The 19,843-nt window shown below is 57.7% G+C and carries 27 protein-coding genes; 20 read left to right on the forward strand and 7 right to left on the reverse strand.

All coding sequences use genetic code 11. From position 1 onward, the window contains the following. Positions 1–14: 14 nt before the first annotated feature. From fabI to fabA, 3 genes are read right to left on the reverse strand one after another with little or no spacing between them, the layout of a single operon-like run. Positions 15–821 carry an enoyl-ACP reductase FabI gene (gene fabI / locus PY649_RS21865; RefSeq protein ID WP_285870788.1) on the reverse strand — a complete coding sequence of 269 codons (807 nt, stop codon included), beginning with the start codon at positions 819–821 and terminating at the stop codon, positions 15–17. 4 nt (positions 822–825) lie between these two features. Further along, entirely contained in the window at positions 826–2,049 is a 1,224-nt protein-coding gene (gene fabB, locus PY649_RS21870; RefSeq protein ID WP_285870789.1) for a beta-ketoacyl-ACP synthase I, read from the reverse strand. A 53-nt stretch (positions 2,050–2,102) separates the two neighbouring features. Continuing rightward, positions 2,103–2,618: a 3-hydroxyacyl-[acyl-carrier-protein] dehydratase FabA gene (gene fabA, locus PY649_RS21875; protein ID WP_285870791.1), complete on the reverse strand. Its 516-nt coding sequence runs from the start codon at positions 2,616–2,618 to the stop codon at positions 2,103–2,105. Positions 2,619–2,916: 298 nt separating this feature from the next. Between fabA and irrA the strand changes: the two genes are divergently transcribed. Then, positions 2,917–3,336 carry an iron response transcriptional regulator IrrA gene (gene irrA, locus PY649_RS21880; protein WP_285870792.1) on the forward strand — a complete coding sequence of 140 codons (420 nt, stop codon included), beginning with the start codon at positions 2,917–2,919 and terminating at the stop codon, positions 3,334–3,336. Positions 3,337–3,475: 139 nt separating this feature from the next. On the opposite strand, the gene PY649_RS21885 is transcribed toward irrA, so the two are convergent. Further along, a complete protein-coding gene (locus tag PY649_RS21885) occupies positions 3,476–4,111 on the reverse strand; it encodes a trimeric intracellular cation channel family protein (protein WP_285870793.1) in 636 nt (211 codons plus the stop codon). 145 nt (positions 4,112–4,256) lie between these two features. On the opposite strand from PY649_RS21885, the gene PY649_RS21890 reads away from it, so the two are divergent. Beyond that, positions 4,257–4,733: a hypothetical protein gene (locus tag PY649_RS21890; RefSeq protein ID WP_285870794.1), complete on the forward strand. Its 477-nt coding sequence runs from the start codon at positions 4,257–4,259 to the stop codon at positions 4,731–4,733. Positions 4,734–4,782: 49 nt separating this feature from the next. Here the strand turns inward: PY649_RS21890 and PY649_RS21895 are convergent, their stop codons facing one another. Beyond that, the gene (locus PY649_RS21895; protein WP_285870795.1) at positions 4,783–5,574 is read right to left on the reverse strand and encodes a YdcF family protein; all 792 of its coding nucleotides are present in this window, start codon (positions 5,572–5,574) and stop codon (positions 4,783–4,785) included. A gap of 154 nt (positions 5,575–5,728) precedes the next feature. Further along, a complete protein-coding gene (locus PY649_RS21900; RefSeq protein WP_285870796.1) occupies positions 5,729–5,968 on the reverse strand; it encodes a GIY-YIG nuclease family protein in 240 nt (79 codons plus the stop codon). A 388-nt stretch (positions 5,969–6,356) separates the two neighbouring features. Between PY649_RS21900 and PY649_RS21905 the strand changes: the two genes are divergently transcribed. From PY649_RS21905 to PY649_RS21955, 11 genes are all read left to right on the forward strand, one after another. Next, complete coding sequence (locus tag PY649_RS21905) at positions 6,357–7,709, forward strand: site-specific integrase (protein ID WP_285870798.1); 1,353 nt, start codon at positions 6,357–6,359, stop codon at positions 7,707–7,709. Further along, positions 7,678–8,814, forward strand: a complete 1,137-nt coding sequence (locus tag PY649_RS21910) for a hypothetical protein (RefSeq protein ID WP_285870799.1) — start codon at positions 7,678–7,680, stop codon at positions 8,812–8,814. Before PY649_RS21905 ends, PY649_RS21910 begins: the two co-directional genes overlap by 32 nt. Before the next feature lie 68 nt (positions 8,815–8,882). Then, positions 8,883–9,095, forward strand: coding sequence for a helix-turn-helix transcriptional regulator (locus PY649_RS21915; protein ID WP_285870800.1), 213 nt, complete (start codon positions 8,883–8,885; stop codon positions 9,093–9,095). A 224-nt stretch (positions 9,096–9,319) separates the two neighbouring features. Next, positions 9,320–9,619 carry a winged helix domain-containing protein gene (locus PY649_RS21920; protein ID WP_285870801.1) on the forward strand — a complete coding sequence of 100 codons (300 nt, stop codon included), beginning with the start codon at positions 9,320–9,322 and terminating at the stop codon, positions 9,617–9,619. After that, entirely contained in the window at positions 9,616–9,798 is a 183-nt protein-coding gene (locus PY649_RS21925; RefSeq protein WP_285870802.1) for a hypothetical protein, read from the forward strand. The genes PY649_RS21920 and PY649_RS21925 overlap by 4 nt, the downstream gene beginning before the upstream one ends. After that, a complete protein-coding gene (locus tag PY649_RS21930) occupies positions 9,798–11,231 on the forward strand; it encodes a replicative DNA helicase (protein ID WP_285870803.1) in 1,434 nt (477 codons plus the stop codon). Before PY649_RS21925 ends, PY649_RS21930 begins: the two co-directional genes overlap by 1 nt. Then, a complete protein-coding gene (locus PY649_RS21935; RefSeq protein WP_285870804.1) occupies positions 11,231–12,145 on the forward strand; it encodes an LvrA C-terminal domain-related protein in 915 nt (304 codons plus the stop codon). Before PY649_RS21930 ends, PY649_RS21935 begins: the two co-directional genes overlap by 1 nt. Next, on the forward strand, positions 12,142–12,426 hold the full coding sequence (locus PY649_RS21940; protein WP_285870805.1) for a hypothetical protein: 285 nt from the start codon (positions 12,142–12,144) through the stop codon (positions 12,424–12,426). The genes PY649_RS21935 and PY649_RS21940 overlap by 4 nt, the downstream gene beginning before the upstream one ends. 94 nt (positions 12,427–12,520) lie before the next feature. Then, complete coding sequence (locus PY649_RS21945) at positions 12,521–13,159, forward strand: hypothetical protein (protein ID WP_285870806.1); 639 nt, start codon at positions 12,521–12,523, stop codon at positions 13,157–13,159. 88 nt (positions 13,160–13,247) lie between these two features. After that, positions 13,248–13,478, forward strand: a complete 231-nt coding sequence (locus PY649_RS21950) for a hypothetical protein (protein ID WP_285870807.1) — start codon at positions 13,248–13,250, stop codon at positions 13,476–13,478. Next, positions 13,478–15,643, forward strand: a complete 2,166-nt coding sequence (locus PY649_RS21955) for a hypothetical protein (RefSeq protein ID WP_285870808.1) — start codon at positions 13,478–13,480, stop codon at positions 15,641–15,643. Before PY649_RS21950 ends, PY649_RS21955 begins: the two co-directional genes overlap by 1 nt. On the opposite strand, the gene PY649_RS21960 is transcribed toward PY649_RS21955, so the two are convergent. Beyond that, a complete protein-coding gene (locus tag PY649_RS21960) occupies positions 15,612–15,797 on the reverse strand; it encodes a hypothetical protein (RefSeq protein ID WP_285870809.1) in 186 nt (61 codons plus the stop codon). The genes PY649_RS21955 and PY649_RS21960 overlap by 32 nt on opposite strands. A gap of 37 nt (positions 15,798–15,834) precedes the next feature. On the opposite strand from PY649_RS21960, the gene PY649_RS21965 reads away from it, so the two are divergent. The 7 genes from PY649_RS21965 to PY649_RS21995 all read left to right on the forward strand — a co-directional run bounded on the left by PY649_RS21965 (position 15,835) and on the right by PY649_RS21995 (position 19,725). Then, on the forward strand, positions 15,835–16,167 hold the full coding sequence (locus PY649_RS21965; RefSeq protein WP_285870810.1) for a hypothetical protein: 333 nt from the start codon (positions 15,835–15,837) through the stop codon (positions 16,165–16,167). 13 nt (positions 16,168–16,180) lie between these two features. Further along, positions 16,181–16,411, forward strand: coding sequence for a hypothetical protein (locus PY649_RS21970; protein WP_285870811.1), 231 nt, complete (start codon positions 16,181–16,183; stop codon positions 16,409–16,411). Between the two features lie 22 nt (positions 16,412–16,433). After that, positions 16,434–16,865 carry a hypothetical protein gene (locus PY649_RS21975; RefSeq protein ID WP_285870812.1) on the forward strand — a complete coding sequence of 144 codons (432 nt, stop codon included), beginning with the start codon at positions 16,434–16,436 and terminating at the stop codon, positions 16,863–16,865. A gap of 13 nt (positions 16,866–16,878) precedes the next feature. Next, positions 16,879–17,103, forward strand: a complete 225-nt coding sequence (locus PY649_RS21980; protein WP_285870813.1) for a terminase small subunit — start codon at positions 16,879–16,881, stop codon at positions 17,101–17,103. Positions 17,104–17,214: 111 nt separating this feature from the next. Then, positions 17,215–17,949, forward strand: coding sequence for a hypothetical protein (locus PY649_RS21985; RefSeq protein WP_285870814.1), 735 nt, complete (start codon positions 17,215–17,217; stop codon positions 17,947–17,949). After that, a complete protein-coding gene (locus tag PY649_RS21990) occupies positions 17,931–18,842 on the forward strand; it encodes a hypothetical protein (RefSeq protein ID WP_285870815.1) in 912 nt (303 codons plus the stop codon). The genes PY649_RS21985 and PY649_RS21990 overlap by 19 nt, the downstream gene beginning before the upstream one ends. 67 nt (positions 18,843–18,909) lie before the next feature. Then, the gene (locus PY649_RS21995) at positions 18,910–19,725 is read left to right on the forward strand and encodes a DUF2971 domain-containing protein (RefSeq protein ID WP_285870816.1); all 816 of its coding nucleotides are present in this window, start codon (positions 18,910–18,912) and stop codon (positions 19,723–19,725) included. Positions 19,726–19,843 lie beyond the last annotated feature (118 nt).

A 19,843-nucleotide genomic window follows, 5' to 3' on the forward strand; every position in this document is an offset into this window, starting at 1 on the left:
TCAGATCAGCGCGCTTACTCGGCGTCGGCTTTCGACAGCGTTTCCAATGTCGGCATCGAGGTGATGTTGTAGCCGGCGTCGACAAAGTGGATTTCGCCGGTGACGCCTGCCGACAGATCCGACAGGAGATAAAGCGACGAAGAGCCCACCTGATCGATGGTGACCGACTTGCGCAGCGGCGCGTTGCGTTGGTTCCACGACAGGATGGCACGAGCATCGGAAATGCCGGCGCCGGCGAGCGTCCGGATCGGACCGGCGGAGACGGCGTTGACACGGATGCCGCGCGGACCGTAATCGGCGGCGAGATAGCGCACCGAGGCTTCCAGAGCCGCCTTGGCGACGCCCATGACATTGTAGTTCGGGATGACGCGTGTCGAGCCGTTATAGGTCAACGTCAGCATGCTGCCGCCTTCGACCATCAAATCGGCGGCGCGCTTCGCGATCTCGGTGAAGGAGAAGCAGGAAATCACCATGGTGCGGGTGAAATTATCGCGCGTGGTGTTGGCGTAGAGGCCCTTCAGCTCGTTCTTGTCGGAAAAGCCGATGGCGTGGACGATGAAATCCAGTTTGCCCCAGCGCGCCCTGATCTCCTCGAAGACGGAATCGACCGAAGCGATATCTTCGACGTCGCAGGGCAGGAGAAAATCCGAGCCGACTTCGGCTGCGAGCGGCTTGACGCGCTTGCCGAGCGCTTCGCCCTGAAATGTGAAAGCCAGTTCCGCGCCTTCGGCAGCAAGCGCCTTTGAAATACCCCAGGCAATCGAGTGATTGTTTGCGACGCCCATGATGAGGCCGCGCTTACCCTGCATGATTCCCGTCATTGCCTTATCCGTTATAGCGCTGGAATACGAGCGTGGCGTTGGTGCCGCCGAAGCCGAAGGAATTGGAAAGAGCCGTGTCGATCTTGGCATTGTCGATGCGCTTGCGCACGATCGGCACACCTTCGAATTCCGGGTCGAGTTCGGTGATATGAGCGCTTTCGCCGATGAAGCGCTCTTGCATCATCAGGATCGAGTAGATCGATTCCTGCACGCCGGCTGCGCCGAGCGAATGGCCGGTCAGTGACTTGGTCGACTGGATCGGCGGGATCTTGTTGCCAAAGACTTCGCGAATCGCGCCGATTTCCTTGCTGTCGCCCACCGGCGTCGAGGTTCCGTGGGTGTTGATGTAGTCGATGTCGCCCTTCACGGTGGCGAGCGCCTGGCGCATGCAGCGCACTGCCCCCTCGCCCGACGGCGCGACCATGTCGTAGCCATCGGAAGTGGCGCCGTAGCCGACGATTTCGGCATAGATCTTGGCACCGCGCGCCTTGGCGTGTTCCAGCTCTTCCAGTACCAGCACGCCGGCGCCGCCGGCGATGACGAAACCGTCGCGCTTGGCGTCATAGGCGCGCGAAGCGGTTTCCGGATGATTCTGGTTGAAGTCGGAAGACATGGCGCCCATGGCGTCGAAGAGGTTCGACATGGTCCAGTCGAGATCCTCGTGACCGCCGGCGAACATGACGTCCTGCTTGCCCCACTGGATCATCTCGGCGGCGTTGCCGATGCAGTGCGCCGAGGTCGAGCAGGCAGACGAGATGGAGTAGTTGACACCGTGGATCTTGAACCAGGTCGCGAGCGTTGCCGAGGCGGTCGACGACATCGACTTCGGCACGGCGAAGGGGCCGATGCGCTTCGGGCTGTTGTTCTTGCGGGTGATATCGGCGGCTTCGATCAGCGTTCGGGTCGACGGGCCGCCCGAGCCCATGATGATGCCGGTGCGTTCATTGGTGATGTCGCCGTCTTCCAAGCCGCTGTCGGCGATCGCCTGCTTCATGGCGACATGGTTCCAGGCGCCGCCTTGCGACAGGAAGCGCATGGCGCGACGATCGACCAGGTCCGTCGTGTCGATCTTCGGCGCGCCCCAAACCTGGCATTTGAAGCCGTGTTCGGCGAAATCGGAGGAAAAAGAGATGCCGGACTTGGCTTCGCGCAGCGAGGCAGTCACTTCTTGAGCATCGTTTCCAATCGAAGAGACAATCCCCAGACCCGTAACAACTACCCGTCTCATGTCGATGACCTTTTCTAAAACGTCTCTTTTTGTGAAGGCGGCAGCGCCGCGGTTCAGGCAGCCTTGTCCTTCGACAGGCCCACGCGCAGGTCTGTCGCCTGATAAATGACCTCGCCGTCGGCCTTCAGCCAGCCGTCGGCAGTGCCGAGGACAAGGCGGCCGCGCATGACGCGTTTGAAATCGATGCCGTATTCGAGGAGCTTTGTGTCCGGACGAACCATGCCCTTGAACTTCACTTCGCCAGTCGAGAGCGCCATGCCACGACCCGGTTCGCCGAGCCAGCCGAGGAAGAAGCCGGTGAGCTGCCACATGCCGTCGAGACCGAGGCAACCCGGCATGATCGGATTGCCGGCGAAATGGCAGGGGAAGTACCAGTCGTCGGGACGCACGTCGTATTCGGCGCGAATGTAGCCCTTGTCGTGGGCCCCACCGGTTTCGGAAATATCTGTAATGCGATGGACCATCAGCATCGGTGGCAGGGGAAGCTGCGCGTTGCCCGGGCCGAACAGTTCGCCGCGGCCGCAGGCCAGGATTTCCTCATAGTTGAAGCTGGATTGTCTCGTCGTCATAAAAATTCCATTTCCCCCACAAGGATGCCGATGAATGTGAAGCTTTAGTGCAAGATCGACAGAAAATGAAGCGCAAGCATGACGCCCAATTCCACCATCCGATCTTACACACTTCACTGTTATGTGGTGGTCGCATACAGGAAGGCTAGGGCTGCTGCCAGAGGCAAATGCGCCAAGAACCCTATTTTTACGGCTTTCAGCTAGCTTCCCACTCCATTGAAACTATTGAAAGCAATCCCCGCAAAAGTTATATGGCTTAGTAAAGATTTACTAAGATCAGGAATCCGGAGTTCCGTGAATGGCGGTTGAGCCTGAAATTGCGATCGAAACCAGGCTCCGCAGCGCGGGCCTGAGGCCGACCCGTCAGCGCGTCGCGCTCGGAGATCTCCTCTTCGCCAAGGGCGACCGTCACCTAACCGTCGAAGAACTGCATGAAGAGGCGGTCGCGGCCGGCGTGCCGGTTTCGCTCGCCACCGTCTACAACACATTGCATCAGTTCACTGAGGCCGGCCTGATCCGCGTGCTCGCCGTCGAAAGTACCAAGACCTATTTCGACACCAACGTTTCCGACCACCACCACTTCTTCGTCGAAGGCCACAATGAAGTGCTGGACATTCCGGTCAGCAATCTGACGATCGACAATCTGCCGGAGCCGCCGAAGGGCATGGAAATCGCCCATGTCGACGTCGTCATCCGGCTGCGCCGCAAGCAGCGGTAAGGCAGTAGGCAATAGGCAATAGGCAATAGGCAATAGAATTGTCCTCCAGCCATTGCTATTGCCGAGTTCCTGCCGCCTTCCATTTTCTACTTCCTCCCATTACCTGCTATTGCCTACTGCCTAATTCCTACTGCCTCCATCACATCACATCGTCGGGATGCCGGCCGGGCTTATGATGGTAGGTCGGGAAGGTCCAGCCGAACCAGAGCGCGCCGCCACGCACCATGAAGGCTGCGGCAACCCCCAGTGCCGCGGATGCGTAGAGCGGCATCATGGTCTCGTTCGCAGCGGTAAAGACGCCGGCCCCGACCAGCGCCGCCGTCACATAGATTTCCGGCCGTAGCAGCACCGAGGGCTCATTTGCCAGGAGATCGCGCAGGATGCCGCCGAAAGTCGCCGTCAGCGCACCGGTGACGATGGCAACCGTCGGCGAGCCCGTCGCCGCCATGCCCTTGGCCGCGCCCATGACGCAATAGGCGGACAGACCGACCGCATCGAGCCAGATCAATAGCCGATAGCGCGATTCGAAGAGATGCGCAGTGAAGAAGACCAGCACGCCGACAACAGCGCAAATGATGATATAGGTGGGGTTCACCACCCAGAAGACCGGCACGCGGCCAAGGACGATATCCCTGAGCGTGCCGCCGCCGATACCGGTGACGGCCGCAAGAAACAGGAAGCCAATCAAATCGAGCTGCTTGCGCGAGGCCGACAGCGCGCCAGTCGCGGCGAAGAGAGCGACGCCGACATAATCGAGAAACGAAAGAAGCGACATTCGAGGCTCCAGGAAAGTGCCGGCAGGATTTTCGGCGGAGTGAATCACGGCGGCAAGGGCCGCGCAAGCAGGCAGGCGTAAAGATGCCGCAGCGGTCGCGGCAACGCCGGCGGCCGTCCCTGCGCTTTCAAGAGGAAATGCCCCTGTGAAGTCCCTGCTGATCGTGATCCTGAATTTCATCGCGCTCGTGATCATGCCCGTGGTGGCGCAAGCACAGCAATCGCTCGTGCAAGATCCCGTGGCCTTCGAGAAGGAACATTTCACCAAACGCTGCGGGGGTCAGGCGAGCTTCGGTGACGGTTTTGCCACCGAGCGGGACATCAACAACGACACCTTGACCGACATCGTGGTCAACGAGGGTGAAATCACCTGCAAGGGGGAAAAGGGGCCCGACTGCACCGACGAGGGCTGCCCCTACAATTTCTACATCCATGTCGCCGAGGGCGGCTATATTCTCGTCGCCACCGCACAAATCTACAGCTACGATTTCATCCAGCGCTTCGGCAACATGGTTCTGGTCATGAAGATGCACCCGCACTACTGCGATCGCACCGATGGCGACCCCTGCGAGATCACCGTCCGCGTCCGTGGCGTGAAATTCGTCACCGTCTCGAAAAAGTAGGCGCTATGCGCACCCACGAGGGTCCGCAGTTACGGGCCGGCCAACGTGGTTACGGGCTGGGATAAAGCGCCGAGGTGCGGCCGACGGCGTAGTAGCCGACGAGGCCGATCCATTCACGGACGCCGGTTGCCAGCAATTGCGCGTTCAGCGACGGCTGGGTGAAATCGAGCCCAAGCGTTTCCTTGCCCGTGCTGCGATAGTCAACCGGCCAGGGGACGATATCGATGCCTTGCTTGCGGAAGATGCCGACAGAGCGCGGCATGTGGAAGCCGGACGTGATCAGCAGGCAATCGGACAGACCATTCTTGGCCAGCAGTTCCTTCGTGTTGACGGCGTTTTCGAAGGTGGTGCGCGACGTCGTGTCCTCGATGAGCCGGTCCTTCGGCAGGCCGAGGGCAACAAAGAAGCGCTCGGAAATGACGGCATCGCCCTCGTACTTGCCGCTAATCGAGCCGTCGCCGCCGGAAACGACGACGCGCGCCTGTGGAAACTTCTGCGCCAGCCGCAACGTCTCGATAAGTCGGTCGCCGGCCGAATCGAGCTCATAACCGCCGCGCGCCGTCGTCACCTCGTTCTGCGTGGCACCGCCGAGAACAATAATGCATTTGAGATCTGCGGGATCACCAGCCGGATGCGGAAAGCGCTCCTCCAGCCCCTGGACGATATAGGCGCCGGTGGTCGTGTAGAGCGCGACGAACAGGATCAGGACCGACAGAAACGTCGAGACGATGGCGATGAGGCGCCTGTGAAAAAGGCTGGCGATGAGCGCCAATAGGCCGAAGAAAAAAGCCAGTGACAGCGGCTGACCAAAAATCCAGACGAGTTTCGAAAAAACGAACAAGATACATCCTCGGGCGAGTCGAGCTGGAGCTCTTGCGAGCATTAGCAGAAAACGATTCGTTCTTTCCTAGCAGATATTTGTGCGCTGCAATGTGGCTATTTCGGTTGGTGTGTAATCGGAAATGGTGCGGCGAATGGCTGCTGACGGGCTCAACCTACAATCTCTTCTTTGCAAAGGCGCGTCCCGAGCCAGATTTCAGATACTTCTCGAATGCGACCGCCTGGGATTCGTCGGAAAAGGCGACATAAGTCTTGAGCGACCATGGAGCATATTTCGACGTATGTGGGACCTCCTTGGCATTGTGCTTTGCCAAGCGGGCTTTCAGATCGCCGGTGACGCCGACATAGTGGCAATCCGGGAACTCGTGGCTTGTGAGGATGTAGACGTACTTCATGCGTCGGCATGATAGAGTAGCTACCGACGAATGCAATTATTGAGAGCGATAAACCGTTTCGCTGAGCCATACGTCATGGTATTGAAAGAACAGCCTGCGTCGAGTGGAGAGAGGTCCGCTTACGCTGCTGTGCAGCTTCAGCGGGACAGCCTTCGTCTGCTGGCTTGCCGAGCCGAAGCTCGGAGAGCGAAGGCTGGTGGAGCTAAGCGGGATCGAACCGCTGACCTCTTGCATGCCATGCAATGGGTCGTGCTTTCCGGCAGTTTCCGCTAATATCCCCTACTCATCATAACCCCTTTTGTTTCAAGGAAAATCCTGTACCATCGTTCCGACGATTTCCGCATGATTCCCTTTTCGTGCTTCCCCGGTGCTTCCCCGAGTTATTCCAATGGCAAAAAAAGAACCTCCGATCAATTCCGCAATAACCGCTGAGATTACCCTCAATCTGCTTAAGCGGGTTGAGCCAGGCGAGAGCGAATATTTTGTGTCCGATACCAGCGCGACAGGTTTTGCGATCCGAGTTCGGCCGACTGGCTCGATGTCCTACGTAGTCCTCTATCGATATGGGGGCGGCCGTGATGGCGCGGCTCGGAAATACACCATCGGCAGCACAAAGAAGGTCACCCCGGATGAGGCAAGACGCCTTGCGAAATCGGTCTTGGCCGAAGTTGTGCAGGGCAAGGACCCGGCGAAGGAGAAGAGCGCCGAGCGATTGTCTCCGACATTCGACATGCTCAAGGATGACTATCTGCTATCGGTCGACGCGAAGCAAAAGAGTTCGACTTATGGCCTCTACTCCCATTGGCTGGGTATAGCCGGCGAGACGCTCGGCCGAAAAAAGGCAAAGGACATCAGCAAAAGCGAGATCGAAAAGCTGCATGTTGCGATGAAGGACAAGGCCATCACGGCAAACCGTGTCCTGTCGACGATCAGCTCAATGTACACGTGGGCCATGGACGTCAAGGCTCTCCCGAAGATGGAGAACCCCGCCAGCGGCATCAAAAAATACCCGGAAGATAGCCGCGAGCGGTATCTGACGAGTGAGGAGCTTGGGCGGCTCGGCGACGCCATACGTGAAGCTGAGACTGACGGCATTCAGTGGGACCCCGATCCTGTGAAAAAGATCAAACACGCACCCAAGGCGGAGAATCGTCGCATAACCATCGATCAGTTTGCTGCTGCCGCTCTTCGACTGTTTATTTTGACGGGCGCTCGACGTGGGGAAATCCTTAAACTCAAGTGGTCAAACGTCGATTTACAACGCGGGCTTCTTTTCCTCGATGATAGCAAGACGAGGAAGAAAACCATCATCCTCAACGGTCCAGCTCAGGTTATCCTGTCGGAGCTTCCTAAGTTGGGCATCTATGTGATTCCAGGTGAACCCAAGACGTTGCCCGATGGCACGGTTCAGGAGCGCCCTCGGTCCGATTTGAAGCGCCCTTGGCATCACATTCGCAAACGCGCTGGCCTCGATGCGGCGGCCGAAGATCCGAAGCTCCGGGTTCGCATCCACGACCTGAGGCACACCCACGCGTCAGTCGGCGTGGAGGCGAACCTCAGCCTCCAGATCATCGGCAAGCTGCTCGGACACACGCAGATGAAGACAACGGAACGCTACGCCCATTTGGCAGACGATCCGAAGCGTCGCGCCTCCGATCTCATCGGTTCGAAAATCGTCGATGCCATGGGCGACCGGCCGCGGCGAGAGAATGTACACCCATTGCGGCCGGGCAAATCCTGATCGCAATAATATCGCAGGGATAGGACGGCCATCCGACAAGCCGGGCAGCACCCCCGGTTTCCCTGCGGTTAAGCTGGTGCATCGCAGGTGCACGATGACATTAGATTTGAAAGCGGCTCAAGCCGCATCGGACCGCTACGAGCAACGCCAAGATCTGATTGATCGGGTTGAGGAAGGGCTTATGGCGCCGGAGACGGCAGAACAAGAGGCGCTGCAACTTGGACTATCCCCGCTTGCCCGAGATGCCGACCGCAGCAAATTTCCCGTTTCGAGCTTGCCCGCTTGGTCGCCACTCATGGCTCTGGCTTGGATATTGTGGCGCGACTACGAAATTGTGACCGACTTCTATGATGAGTATAGGGCTGAGTGCCTTTACTGGAAGAAGGTCGAGCCGAAACAAACTATGCCGCCGACGCCGACGGCACTCTTGCCGCCCACCAAGCATTTCCTGCGACCCCTCCCAACCGCCACCTTCAATAATTTGAAATTGAGGATGGATCGGGAAACCAGGAACGCGCGCCATTCGTTCGTACCCGACATTGCGACTGCCCAGGCGATATTGTCGTCAAAGCTCTATGAGGGAAAGATTGCCGCAAACGGAATTCGAGCAACTACCGAGGATTATGAGCGAATCGAACCAGAAGCATGGGCAATTCTCGAATTCGAAAAGACGCTGCGAAACGGCAAATTCGTGCAGGCGCACCGGCCCGGAGAGGCATATTACACAAAAGTCTATCTATCCCGCGAACACATCGAACGAGAGTGGGCCGCTCAGATGACTGTGCCCGTCCAAGCTCAGGAGACGCCAGGTGCGCCGCTAAGCCAGCGCCCTGCGGGTAAGCAGCAAGTACGAGACGCATTCCACGCCGCGTCCCATTTTTTCAGGTCGCGTGGTTTCTTGATGTGGAGCAAGGACGAAGCAGAAACTGATCTACCCAAATTATTGAACGCCAGCCGGAATCACATTCGTGAGGTTTTCGCCGAAGACGACTTCAAAAAGCTATTCTCTGGCGGAAGAGGGAAACGAGGGCCTGTAAACCAGAATAGAAACAATGAATTGGCAGAGTTTCGCCAGTTTTTTGCATCGGCGAATATGCGAAAATAGACGGCGAATTTGCCGCGCAGCACCTTTGACCACAGGAGACGACTCCTAGTGAAAGCAAAGGAAAGCACATGCTTGATAGCACTACTCCACAGAGGCGCATGCTTCGTACTGAAGACGCGTCTAACTACACCGGCCTTTCTGCCTCGACACTTACCAAGCTTCGGCTGACCGGCGGCGGTCCGGCATATATCAAGTTGGGCAAGTCTGTCGTTTACGATCCTGCAGACCTGGATGCTTGGCTTTCCTCCAAGCGCCGCCGATCCACTTCGGTCGCGGCGTGAGGTGCAGCCATGATCAAAATAGAAAACCCGGCAGCGCTGGCAGGCGCTCACCGGGCTCTTGAAATCGTAGCAACCGCCAAGCCGCTCGATATCAAGAACCCTACCCAACATCACCACGAATTTCAATCCGATTTGCTGGCGGTCCGTTCCGTCATGCGTCGCTTCCGCGTGTCTTTCTGGCACGCCCAAACGATCTGCCGGCTTTCTGGCCTGGGAGGTCGAGCATGACCAACAAACTTACCATTACCGCCCGCATTCTTCCCGACGGCCACGCCATCAAGGTTATCGGCCGGGACGCTTGGGCATTGCGGAACCTCGTCAACGCCGGCGTCGGCGGCTGCACGCCGATCGACCATCCCGGCCCGCGCTGGAGCCATTACGTCTTCAAGCTTCGTGGATTTGGTTTCGTCATCGAGACCATTGACGAGAAGCATGCTGGTCCGTTCGCCGGAACTCATGCTCGGTACGTTTTGCGATCGAATGTCGAAATTCTGGAAACGACTGGTGACAGGAGGGCCGCATGACGGACGCCTCCGAAAACCCGAATATCGTCGCCGCCGCACAATGGCTTGCTGACCAAAAGGAACCGCCTGCAAAGGCGGTTCCGACCATCCGCGAGCGTTTCTCCCTTTCGATGCGAGAAGCCTGCGAGGCCTGCGCCCTGGCGCAGAAATACCGCACGGCTCGGAGGGCGTTCGGCTGATGAACACGACTTCCATTTCGCAAGATGGCTATATCCCGGAACTCGAACAGGAAGTGCTTGGCACGCTCCTGTCATCCGGAAATTTGAAACTTGTCTCCGGCACGCTGCGGCCGGAGCATTTTGTCGAAAACCTGCATCGGCGGATTTTCGAACGCATGCAGGAAGCGGATAGCGCCTATGGCAATGCCGGTCTGCCGGTCGTGTACAAACTCTTCAGCAAGGAAGAGCAGGACGCAGTGAAAACCCGACTCGGCATTCCTCTTTCGGCATACCTCGCCAGCATGGTCGGTGGCTGCGTCCGTGGCGTGCCTGGCCTTCGTACCAGCCTACAGGCCATGCTCCAGCAATGGGCAAGGATTTCGCTTGGCGAGCAGGCCGCCATCGTGCAGGCAGCATCTGCTGATCCCGGCGCCCGGCCTGCCGAGCTCATCCGCGCGCTCGGTCGCACGCTCGACGACATTTCGGCATCGCTGCGTACCGGAAAGCGCACCCAGACTCGATTTACGATGGCGGAAGCATCCGCAACCGCCATCGCGGCGATCGAGGAATCCCGTGCTCGCGGAAATGGGCTCACTGGCATCACATGGGGCCTTGCCGACGTGGACCACGCCACAGGCGGCTTGCAGCGCGGAGAAATGACCATCCTCGGCGCTCGGCCCGCCATGGGCAAGACTGCCGTGGGCTTGGGCGTTGGCATGAAGGCAGCCGCGGCCGGCGCCGGGGTCGGCTTCATTTCCCTCGAAATGGGCGCGCGCACGCTGGCAATGCGCGCGTTGACGGATATCGCTTTCGACCGCTTCGGACGGATTGCCTATTCGGATCTCATCACCGGACGCGTCGATGAAGTGGCAATGGCCCACGTCTACGCGTCTCAGGAGCAATTGGCCGCGTTGCCCTTGCAGATCGAGGACGCCTCCGGCCTCTCGATACCGGACATCCGGGTGAAGTTCGAGCGGATGGCCGATATTGCCGAGCGCGCCGGCACGCCGATCGAGGTCTTGATAGTCGACTATCTGCAGCTCGTCGCGGCGTCGAGCCGTTACCAGGGAAACCGCACGGCAGAAATCACCGAGATTTCGGCCGGCCTGAGAAACATGGCCCGCGAATATAATATCGCCCTTCTCGCCCTGTCTCAGCTTTCCCGCCAGGTCGAAACCCGCGAGGACAAGCGTCCGATGCTTTCGGATCTTCGCGAATCCGGCTCGATTGAGCAGGATGCCGATACGGTCATATTCCTTTTCCGCGAGGCCTATTACCTCTCGAAGGAAAAGGGCAAGAACGCCGATCAAGAGGCGGAGCGCATTGATCGCCTGATCGAATGCGAAAACAGGCTCGAATTCATCATAGCAAAACAACGAAACGGCCCGGTGCGCTCGATTGACTTGTTCGTCGATATCGCATGCTCCGCCGTGCGCAACGCCGCGAGGGTATGATGGCCAGAATCAGAACGATCAAGCCCGAATTTTTTAAGCATGAAGGCATCTTCGACGCTGAACACGCAACCGGCCTTCCACTGCGCCTCGCCTTTGCCGGTCTCTGGACCCAATGCGACCGTGAGGGGCGATTTGCGTGGCGCCCACGACAGTTGAAAGTGGACATCCTGCCCTACGATGACGTGGATTTTTCACGCGTGCTCGACGCGTTGGCCACGCGTGGTTTCATTGTCAAATACGCGTCAAATGGCCGTGAGTATGGATGCATACCATCATGGCATCGTCATCAGGTCATAAACAACAGGGAACGGGATAGCGAAATCCCAGAACCTACGGAAATAATTGAGGTATCTGACGCGTCGAGCACGCGTGATGCACGCGTGGGGCACGCCGGTAAAGCGGAAGGGAAGGGAAAGGAAGGGAAAGGAACAATAGAACCTAACGGTTCTTTGTCCGAAACGAGTTCGGACGAGGTCCAAAAGCCGCGAAAGCGGGAAAGCTATCCAGACGATTTCGAAGCCTTCTGGGAAAGCTATCCCCGAACACCGAACATGTCGAAGAAGGAGGCTTATGACGCTTGGAAAAAGCTTGGCCCGGCAGATCGTGAGAATTGCTCACGTGCCGTTCCCGGCTATGTCGCCTTCCTCAAGAGCAAGCCTGATCTCGAAATCATCCACGCTTGCCGTTTCATCAGCAAGCGCCGTTTCGACGGTTATGCGGAGATCGGCGGCGCCGTTGTCACTGCCGTTGACGAAAAGACATGGCGTTCCCGACTCAGGTACGGGCGCCGACTGGGAAAATGGTCGATCGCCGATTGGGGACCGCTTCCCGGCGCCGCCGGTTGCCGCGCCCCCGGTCATTTGCTCGAACCCGGTGACGGAAACGGTTGGACCGAGATGGAGCGCGCAGCATGAGCGAGCGAGTTCCACCGATTTTCATCCGCCCCGCCGAGCGCATCGGAATTCGGGAAGCCTGCCAGCACACCGGAAAGACAGATCGGACGATTCGGACGTGGTGCAAACGCTTTGGCATTGGTCGTGTGCCCATGTCCGGCGGAGCGCTCGTCATCTCTCTGCCCGCCCTCAACATGGTGATGCAGGACGACCCGGAGGCGCTGGAACTACTTCGTGCTGGAGACCGAACAAATCCACTTGTCCGCCGACATTTTGCTGAAACGGGGACAGCGGAAAGCTGACTTGTTCTGTGTCGCCGATTTCCGCGCATTTCCGAGGGTCTGTCGGGCCCCGGTTAAGAATGCGATTCTCTCCGCGACGCAACAGGAGACGCTAATGCCCCGAAACGGTTCAGGCGTGTACGCATTGCCACCAGGCAGCACATTCACGCCGAATACGCTCATTCAAAGCTCGGTCGTCAACGGGATCAATAATGACCTGACGACGGATGCCAACACGCCGCGCCCGATCGTTGCCGGTGGGACGGGAGCGCCGGATGTGGTGACGGCCCGAACAAACCTCGGCGTCCCATGGGAGCTTATCGCAGCGAATAATTTTTCGGCAGTCGCGACGGTGGATATTACCAATTTGAGCGCATATAGGCGCCTTCGGCTTACTGGGACAATAACGCCGGCTGTTGCTTCGGCAATCGGAATTCAGACAAGCACCAACAACGGGTCATCATATGACAGCGGGGCCACGGATTATTTGTGTCAGGCGCTGAATGTGTCCAACTCAACGGTCACTGCTGCCAGATTCACAACGATGGTCAACGGCGAAATAGTCGAGATGACAGACGATGAGATTGCCGCTCTTCAGGCCGTACAAGCGGTTTCAAGCGCGCCAGTCATTCCTGAAATCGTATCCGCGCGTCAGTTCAAGCTGCAACTTCTCGCCCAGGGACTGCTTGATCAGGCCATGGGCTTCACGTCACAGCAGATCGATGACTTCTTCACCGCGGCGGCGAAGCTCTAACTGGATGACGGGAGTAAAAAACGAACCCAAGGAAAAAGCTGCCAGTTGAAAGCGTTTTGCCCCTTGTGTTCTTTCATTGGAGATTGCCATGAACTGCAATACTGCCGGGAAGACCGACCGGCGAGAACGTCGGGTTCCGGTGATGCTCCGAGGCGCGACTGTGATGGAAGGTTTTCGCGAGAGCTTGTTTGATGCCGCCAACCGTGCCGGTATGACGCCGAACGAGTTTTGCCTTCAGGCGGCGGCGGAAAAGCTCAAGCGCGCAGGTCGCGATTTCTCTGGTGTTTTCCAACCTGGCGACATCGCGGAGGTGCGCTAATGCCGTCAATTGGCAGAATTCCCCAGAGTGTCCCGCAACAGGCGCCATCAGCGCTCCGCCAGCAATATCCCCAATACAGCGCCATGTCCGAACAGGACCTGACGAGTGCGCTTAACGCGTTGCCTTCGGGCTTCCAACTGGATCAACCGGCGACGCAAGGAGCGGCAACTTCCATTCCCTCTCCTCCTCCGGGATTTACGCTTGATCAGCCGTGGCAGAACGACCCGATCGTCCAGCCGGCAGCCACGGCCGCGCCATGGGAGAATGATCCGATTGTTGGCGGCCATCAGAACGGCAACCTCAACACTGACAATGCTGTGCGCGCGGTCGCAACCGGCCTCCCGATCATCGGTGGGGCTTTGAATCGTCTCGACGCTGCGACCAATGCCACGCTTGCGCCTATCCTCGATCCGTTATTGCCGGATAGCTTTCAGAAGCTTCCCGGAAAGACTTGGGACGACCGCTATCAGCAGGCGCTTGATATCCAGCAGGGTAAGGATCAGGCCTTCCAGCAAGAGCATCCCTACGTCGATACCGGATTGCAGGTGGCCGGCGGCGTTGCGGCAACCGCTCCCGTCGTGGCCGCTGCTCCTGATCTCTTTGGCCTCGGGCAAGGATCTCGCCTCGCGAAAATTGGGGCTTCCATGCTGTCCGGCACCGGCATCGGCGCCGCCGACAGCGGGGTGCGGTCGGATTTCGATCCAAAGCAGACTGCGTTGGGCGCTGGTATCGGTGCCATGGTCGGCGTTGCTGCGCCAGTGATTGGTAATGCTATCGGTTCGGCGGCCCGGAGTTTCACGACCGGCCCCGACGCTGTTTCCGGCCTATCGCGGCCTGCTCAGCGCTATTTGCAAGAAGCAATGGGCAACCCCGACAAGGTCGCGCTGCTTCGGGATGCTCTCTCGCGTATGGGCGATGATGCAACATTGGCGGACGTTTCTCCGGAATGGCTTGGCGTGGCTCGCGGAGCGGCAACTCAGCCAGGGATGCGCGATGCTATCGTCACGCCGCTGACCGAGAGAGCACAGGGTGCAAATGCGCGCCTCGCGGCAGCCATTGATGAAAATCTCGGGCCCAATGTCGTTCCATCTGAGGTACAGGCCAATATTGCCGGCAATCAGCAAGCCGTTGGTCCCGCTTATCGACAAGCATTTCAAGGCGCCAGCGCCTATGACGTCCAACCGATCGCCGACACCATCGATGCAGATATCAACCGTCTTCGCGGACCGGCCCAGAATGCCCTTCGCCAGGTACGCGGCATGTTGAATGTGAACGGCACAGATCAGCTTTCGAGCGATCCGCGCGTCATGTTCGAAACACGCCAAGCGATCGACGGGATGTTGTCGAACGAGCAGAATGTCAAGGCGATCGGTGCACTGACGGAGACACGTCAGATGCTCGACGACGCACTGACACGGGCGGTTCCTCAGATCAAGGAACCGGACGCGATGTATGCCGAGCTTGCGCGGCAGAATGGCGCCGTATCCCGAGGTCAACAGGTCCTCGACAGCGGCAGGACCGCGCCACGGCCTTCGGAATTGGCTCAGGAAGTCCAGCAGGGCGCACAGCCGCAGGGAATGCAGATCGGACCGTCTGCGGTGCCGTTTCGCCTCTCACAGGGCGCCCGGGCTGAAATTGACCGTATCGTCGGCACGAATACCAATGACGTCGCGAAAATGAATCAGCTCATCAAAGGCGAAGGTGATTGGAACCGGGACCGGCTCGCAACGCTGTTTGGCCAGGATAAGGCAGACCGCCTGTTTCAGGTTCTCGAGAACGAAAAGGCCTTTGCGGATACCACCAATCGCGTTACCCGCGGCTCGGATACCGCAATGGCAAACCGCTTTGGCAACATGCTCGATAACGTCTCAAGGACAGCGGAAGTGCCCGCCGACACCACCATGACCGGCCTTGGCCTGAAGGTAGCGCACAAGGCCGTCAGGAGCGTTTTGGATGATCAGGCCGAACGGGCAGGATCTAGGTTCGCGAATGAGTTAGGTAGCCTTTCGGTGGCACAGGGCGCGCAGCGTGACGCACTGGTAGCGGCTCTCGCCAATCGTGCCGGCGTCCCGACGTCAGATCCGCGCATCGCTGCCTTGGTTGCGGCGATGACGCAACAGGGCGGTCGCCAGCTTACTTCAGGTTACGGAAATCTCGGGAGATGACACCGAAACAGCCGATCATGAGCGTCGATCCGAACAGGGCGCCGAGGACAAACTCTAGGCCCATGTATCGCAAGAACCACGTCATGGCGCCCATAATGACGGCGAAGACGACAAAGCAGACAGCGATCAGCAGGTTCATTCGATCGGAAGACATGATGGCCCGCGCACAAACGGTGAAAGGTCTACAATAAATGGCACTTTGCTCGAACAATATCAATTCGGTTGCGGAAGCCGTCTCCTTGATCATGGCGCTGAAGGCTGGTGGTCGCCAGGACGATGCTACCAAAGCCTCCATGGATCGTGCCCTCGATGTCATTGACCAGGCCGAGTGCCGTGGCGCGAACGACGCTGTGGCGTTGCTTTGCCTCTCTCGAACGCTTCTGAGCCAAGCAATCGAGGCGGTCATGGATGACGAAGACACCCGGGCAACTGCCGTCTTCTACGCTCGGGCCTACCTCACCAAAGCAATAGCCCATCTCGGGACGGACCACGCTCTCCAGACCGGCGGCGCACGCTTGAATTGATCGGAGCCGATTCATGACCTCTATTCGTCAAAGGCTGGAAAAGATCGAAGCCGCTATGAAACCATCAGCGCGGCGGACTTTCTTTGTGCTCGCAGACGAGCGTCATACGGATACCGACATCGCCAAGTGTCTTGCGGCCCACGGCTATTCGCTGCTCGATAATGATTTGCTGATCATGTGGAGAAGCATCGGGCCGGGCGAAGTGATAACCGACCCCGAATTGCTGTCGGCAACCGTCCACTGAAATCAATCAGGAAATATCAGACATGGCGAAGGTGGGCGGCGCGAGGCCGGGAGCGGGAAGGAAAAAGGGATCGCTGAATCAGCGCACCGTCGAGCTTGCCGCGGATGTTCTCGGATCGGCAAAATCGCCGCTGCAGTACCTATTGGACGTGATGATGGACGAAGAGGCGGACCAAAGGCGCCGAGATTGGGCAGCGGAACGCGCGGCCGCCTTCCTGCATCCGCGACCGGCGCCGGTTCCTCGCGCAATCACGTTCCCGATGAAGGCGATCGAAAGCGCGAAGGACATCCCCGCGGCGATTGCGGGCGTCCTTAATGCCGCCAGCAAAGGCGAGCTGTCACCGTCTGAGGCGCAGAGCGTCGTCGCCATCATCGACAGCCATAGGAAGGCGATCGAGGCTGGCGAGATACTGGAGCGGCTGGAAGCTCTTGAGGCAGCAATAGCGAAACGTTGAGATCGGGTTGGATATGAGCAAGATCGATGACATCGAAACCTCGAATTCTGCAATTGATGCCGTGGCCGATTTGGAAGAACGCCTGACGCATCGCGAGATCCGATTTGTCCGGGAATATTTAATCGACCTCGATCCGAAGCGAGCCGCGATTGAGGCCGGCTATAGCAAAACTGTGGCGGCATCCAAAGCTTACCAGTGGGTAAGCAATGGTAAGGTGAAGCCGCTGGCGCCGCGATGAACTGGCTGAAGAACACCAAATGCATGTTCACCCAGCTCATCCGACCGACGGGCAATTGCAAAGAGCCGCCCAGTTGGATTTGATATCTCCATTGCGTTTGGAGGTCGCCCAATGTCAGCTCGCCACTATCTTTTCCATGATGCCACCGATCCGGAAAGACTCTCGCAGCGCTTGGTCGATGGCCTCATATTCGAAAATGACTCCCTCCCCCAATACGCCGGGACGCGGAAACGAGTGCTCGCAGTTTATCTGGAACGGGAGTCAGGCAAGCCCCAAAGAATATGGAAGACGGAGGGTAGCTATTGGAATTTCGATGCAGACGGCGGCATCGCTGACAGCCTTCGACAATCGGCCGGAGAGGTTATTTCGGCCGCATTTTCCAAACCCGCAGATGGGGCAACGGTTTTGGACCTGAAAACTCGCCTGAATCGAAAGAAGGTCATCGAGAAAAATCGCTGGGAGCCGAGCAACGCAGAGATCGAGCGCATTATCCGTGACATTTGGCCCAAGAAGCCCGGGGACACACTGAAGCCTGCCAAAGGTACCTCAAAAAAGAAGCCTCCCATGACCTCCGAGGCGAGGCATGCTCTTCGAGAAATTTCCTCAGGATTCTGGAAAATAACTCACGAGATAGAGTCGCTGTCGGAGCCGAGCCTGCGCGGGTTCGCGTTTGATGCAAGAAACCAGTCCGAGGGCGATCCAGACTTCGGCATTCTATATCGTGCGATTGCCGACATTTGCGCGTGTGGCACAACTAACGAGCCGAGACCAAATAGGAAGAGGCAATCTCCATGGACGCCTAATGGGTGGGGAAGGTATTGCCGGATATGCCTGAGATTATCGTGATTGCCGTTAAGATTTTCGGCGCTTTGATAATCGTCGCTGCCTTCGTCGTTTTCCACCGCTCCAACGAAAAAAAAGCTGCAAGCATTCTGATGGCGGTGATGATTTTCGTCGGACTCGCTTTAATCATGCACGAAAGGATAGCTGAGGTAACGTTAGGGCGTTTCGGAACGTTTAAGCTGCTGCGCGATCAGGTGTCAGCTGACGCAGGTGTGATTCAAGCTCTGAAAACTCGAGTCGAAAATCAATCTGCGACAGTAGATGCCGTGGCAGCACAGGCCAAAAATGCGGCCGGCCTTTCGGAGAAGGCCGCCTCCCAGATTAACATCGCCGATCAGAAGCTTGCGAACCTCAATGCCACACTCTCGGCGGCAAAGGTCACGTTAGAAAATCTTGAAAGAGATGCAGACTTCGCGAAGACGATTGAACAAGCGCAGAATGATGATCGGGTGGCCTTTGACAAGCTTTCCTCGATCGCCAGTGACCAGAACAGCCCTTATGCAAAACGGGCTGCCGACGCTTGGAGCGTTATCATGGATGCTCACAGCCAAGGGATCTACGAAAGTAATTTCACCATCCCTTGGCCAGTTGGTGTTAATCCGGCGACCTATTCCCTCGCAGACTTAAAGCAGCTTTTTGCTTCGGCGCCGACTGCGTTTAAGCCTGCTGTGCTTGAATATATCAGCAAGCGAGATGATATCCCCAAACTTCAAAAGCTGGATTTCCTCATGGAAGTGATGAAAACCGATGCAAGCTTAAAGGCGGTCGAGTACGCTGGCCGGTATTTCACGACAGACACAGATCTAAAAATTAAGCCGTTGGCACTCGACTACTTGTCGAATTGGTGGTCAGAACACCGCAAGGACTACGAGATTACAGCGTTGGAGCCCAAGTAACCGTTCGCACCGCATGTATGACTGCGATGACGTGGCCCCGCAGTGGCTTCGACGATCAGGACGACAAATGCAACTGTATCACTACACGACGTTTTCCGGTGCTCTCGGCATCCTCTCATCGAGGTCGATATGGGCATCTTGCATCCATTTTCTAAATGACAAGGAAGAATTCCGACACGGAATTGACCTTGCTTCAGGGATCGCGGACAGCCTCATCCACACTCAAGGACCAAACGGAAAGCGCTTTCTGCAGAAGATTGTACAAATGCTTCCAGCGCTGGAGAAACGGTTCCTCTGCGTCGCTTCCTTTACCGAGAACGGCAACTTGTTGAGCCAATGGAGGGGGTATGCCACGTCGGGTGGCGTGTCCTTCGGTTTTCGCAAAAGTGCGCTAGAAGCGGCGGGGGGGCGCGAGCAGTTCCAGTTGCGAAAATGCATTTATGAGAACGCGCAAAAAATCGAAATTATAACCCGAGACCTCGAGAGCTACTTGAAGGACATCGAGGCCCCAAACAACTCCTCGGACGGGGAGATTTGGAACCGTGCAAATGATTGGGTCTTTGCATTCCAAGTCCACGCATCATGCTTCAAGCATGAGAGCTTCGCCGAGGAGAATGAGTGGCGGCTGGTCTCCGGATTAATCCCCGAATACGGCGCTCGTGTCGCGGTTCGGCCGGGACCGGGCCTTCCGATCCCGTATTTTACCCTCCCGCTTCAGCAGGCGGTTGTGAACGGACTGATCGATTTGGGTTTGCATTCAATTATGGTCGGCCCCCATCATGATCAGGAGCTAGCGGAGAGAGCGCTCGATATCGCTGTTGCCACTAACAATGTCCGTTTCGCGGGAATTACGCGCTCTTCCATTCCATATCGAACTGTGTAGCTGGTAGCGTTGGCGGGTTTTCCCTTGCTCCTCTGACAAGGGCTTCGCGTTCACATGTCGACCATTCCCCCCGTTACTTCATCCTTTTGAATCGAAAATGTCGAATGAGGAATCGCGG

It is taken from the genome of Rhizobium mayense, from assembly GCF_030272705.1.
Lineage (GTDB): Bacteria > Pseudomonadota > Alphaproteobacteria > Rhizobiales > Rhizobiaceae > Rhizobium > Rhizobium mayense.

Excerpts from the sequence above, each read along its gene's own strand:
- PY649_RS21905 (WP_285870798.1), top strand. The coding sequence starts at position 6,357 with ATGGCAAAAAAAGAACCTCCGATCAATTCCGCAATAACCGCTGAGATT.
- fabA (WP_285870791.1), bottom strand. The coding sequence starts at position 2,618 with ATGACGACGAGACAATCCAGCTTCAACTATGAGGAAATCCTGGCCTGC.
- PY649_RS21920 (WP_285870801.1), top strand. The coding sequence starts at position 9,320 with ATGACCAACAAACTTACCATTACCGCCCGCATTCTTCCCGACGGCCAC.
- PY649_RS21935 (WP_285870804.1), top strand. The coding sequence starts at position 11,231 with ATGGCCAGAATCAGAACGATCAAGCCCGAATTTTTTAAGCATGAAGGC.
- PY649_RS21965 (WP_285870810.1), top strand. The coding sequence starts at position 15,835 with ATGGCACTTTGCTCGAACAATATCAATTCGGTTGCGGAAGCCGTCTCC.
- fabI (WP_285870788.1), bottom strand. The coding sequence starts at position 821 with ATGACGGGAATCATGCAGGGTAAGCGCGGCCTCATCATGGGCGTCGCA.
- irrA (WP_285870792.1), top strand. The coding sequence starts at position 2,917 with ATGGCGGTTGAGCCTGAAATTGCGATCGAAACCAGGCTCCGCAGCGCG.
- PY649_RS21990 (WP_285870815.1), top strand. The coding sequence starts at position 17,931 with ATGCCTGAGATTATCGTGATTGCCGTTAAGATTTTCGGCGCTTTGATA.
- PY649_RS21950 (WP_285870807.1), top strand. The coding sequence starts at position 13,248 with ATGAACTGCAATACTGCCGGGAAGACCGACCGGCGAGAACGTCGGGTT.
- PY649_RS21885 (WP_285870793.1), bottom strand. The coding sequence starts at position 4,111 with ATGTCGCTTCTTTCGTTTCTCGATTATGTCGGCGTCGCTCTCTTCGCC.
- fabB (WP_285870789.1), bottom strand. The coding sequence starts at position 2,049 with ATGAGACGGGTAGTTGTTACGGGTCTGGGGATTGTCTCTTCGATTGGA.
- PY649_RS21940 (WP_285870805.1), top strand. The coding sequence starts at position 12,142 with ATGAGCGAGCGAGTTCCACCGATTTTCATCCGCCCCGCCGAGCGCATC.
- PY649_RS21900 (WP_285870796.1), bottom strand. The coding sequence starts at position 5,968 with ATGAAGTACGTCTACATCCTCACAAGCCACGAGTTCCCGGATTGCCAC.
- PY649_RS21955 (WP_285870808.1), top strand. The coding sequence starts at position 13,478 with ATGCCGTCAATTGGCAGAATTCCCCAGAGTGTCCCGCAACAGGCGCCA.
- PY649_RS21960 (WP_285870809.1), bottom strand. The coding sequence starts at position 15,797 with ATGTCTTCCGATCGAATGAACCTGCTGATCGCTGTCTGCTTTGTCGTC.
- PY649_RS21930 (WP_285870803.1), top strand. The coding sequence starts at position 9,798 with ATGAACACGACTTCCATTTCGCAAGATGGCTATATCCCGGAACTCGAA.
- PY649_RS21915 (WP_285870800.1), top strand. The coding sequence starts at position 8,883 with ATGCTTGATAGCACTACTCCACAGAGGCGCATGCTTCGTACTGAAGAC.
- PY649_RS21910 (WP_285870799.1), top strand. The coding sequence starts at position 7,678 with ATGTACACCCATTGCGGCCGGGCAAATCCTGATCGCAATAATATCGCA.
- PY649_RS21985 (WP_285870814.1), top strand. The coding sequence starts at position 17,215 with ATGTCAGCTCGCCACTATCTTTTCCATGATGCCACCGATCCGGAAAGA.
- PY649_RS21925 (WP_285870802.1), top strand. The coding sequence starts at position 9,616 with ATGACGGACGCCTCCGAAAACCCGAATATCGTCGCCGCCGCACAATGG.
- PY649_RS21980 (WP_285870813.1), top strand. The coding sequence starts at position 16,879 with ATGAGCAAGATCGATGACATCGAAACCTCGAATTCTGCAATTGATGCC.
- PY649_RS21995 (WP_285870816.1), top strand. The coding sequence starts at position 18,910 with ATGCAACTGTATCACTACACGACGTTTTCCGGTGCTCTCGGCATCCTC.
- PY649_RS21945 (WP_285870806.1), top strand. The coding sequence starts at position 12,521 with ATGCCCCGAAACGGTTCAGGCGTGTACGCATTGCCACCAGGCAGCACA.
- PY649_RS21975 (WP_285870812.1), top strand. The coding sequence starts at position 16,434 with ATGGCGAAGGTGGGCGGCGCGAGGCCGGGAGCGGGAAGGAAAAAGGGA.
- PY649_RS21970 (WP_285870811.1), top strand. The coding sequence starts at position 16,181 with ATGACCTCTATTCGTCAAAGGCTGGAAAAGATCGAAGCCGCTATGAAA.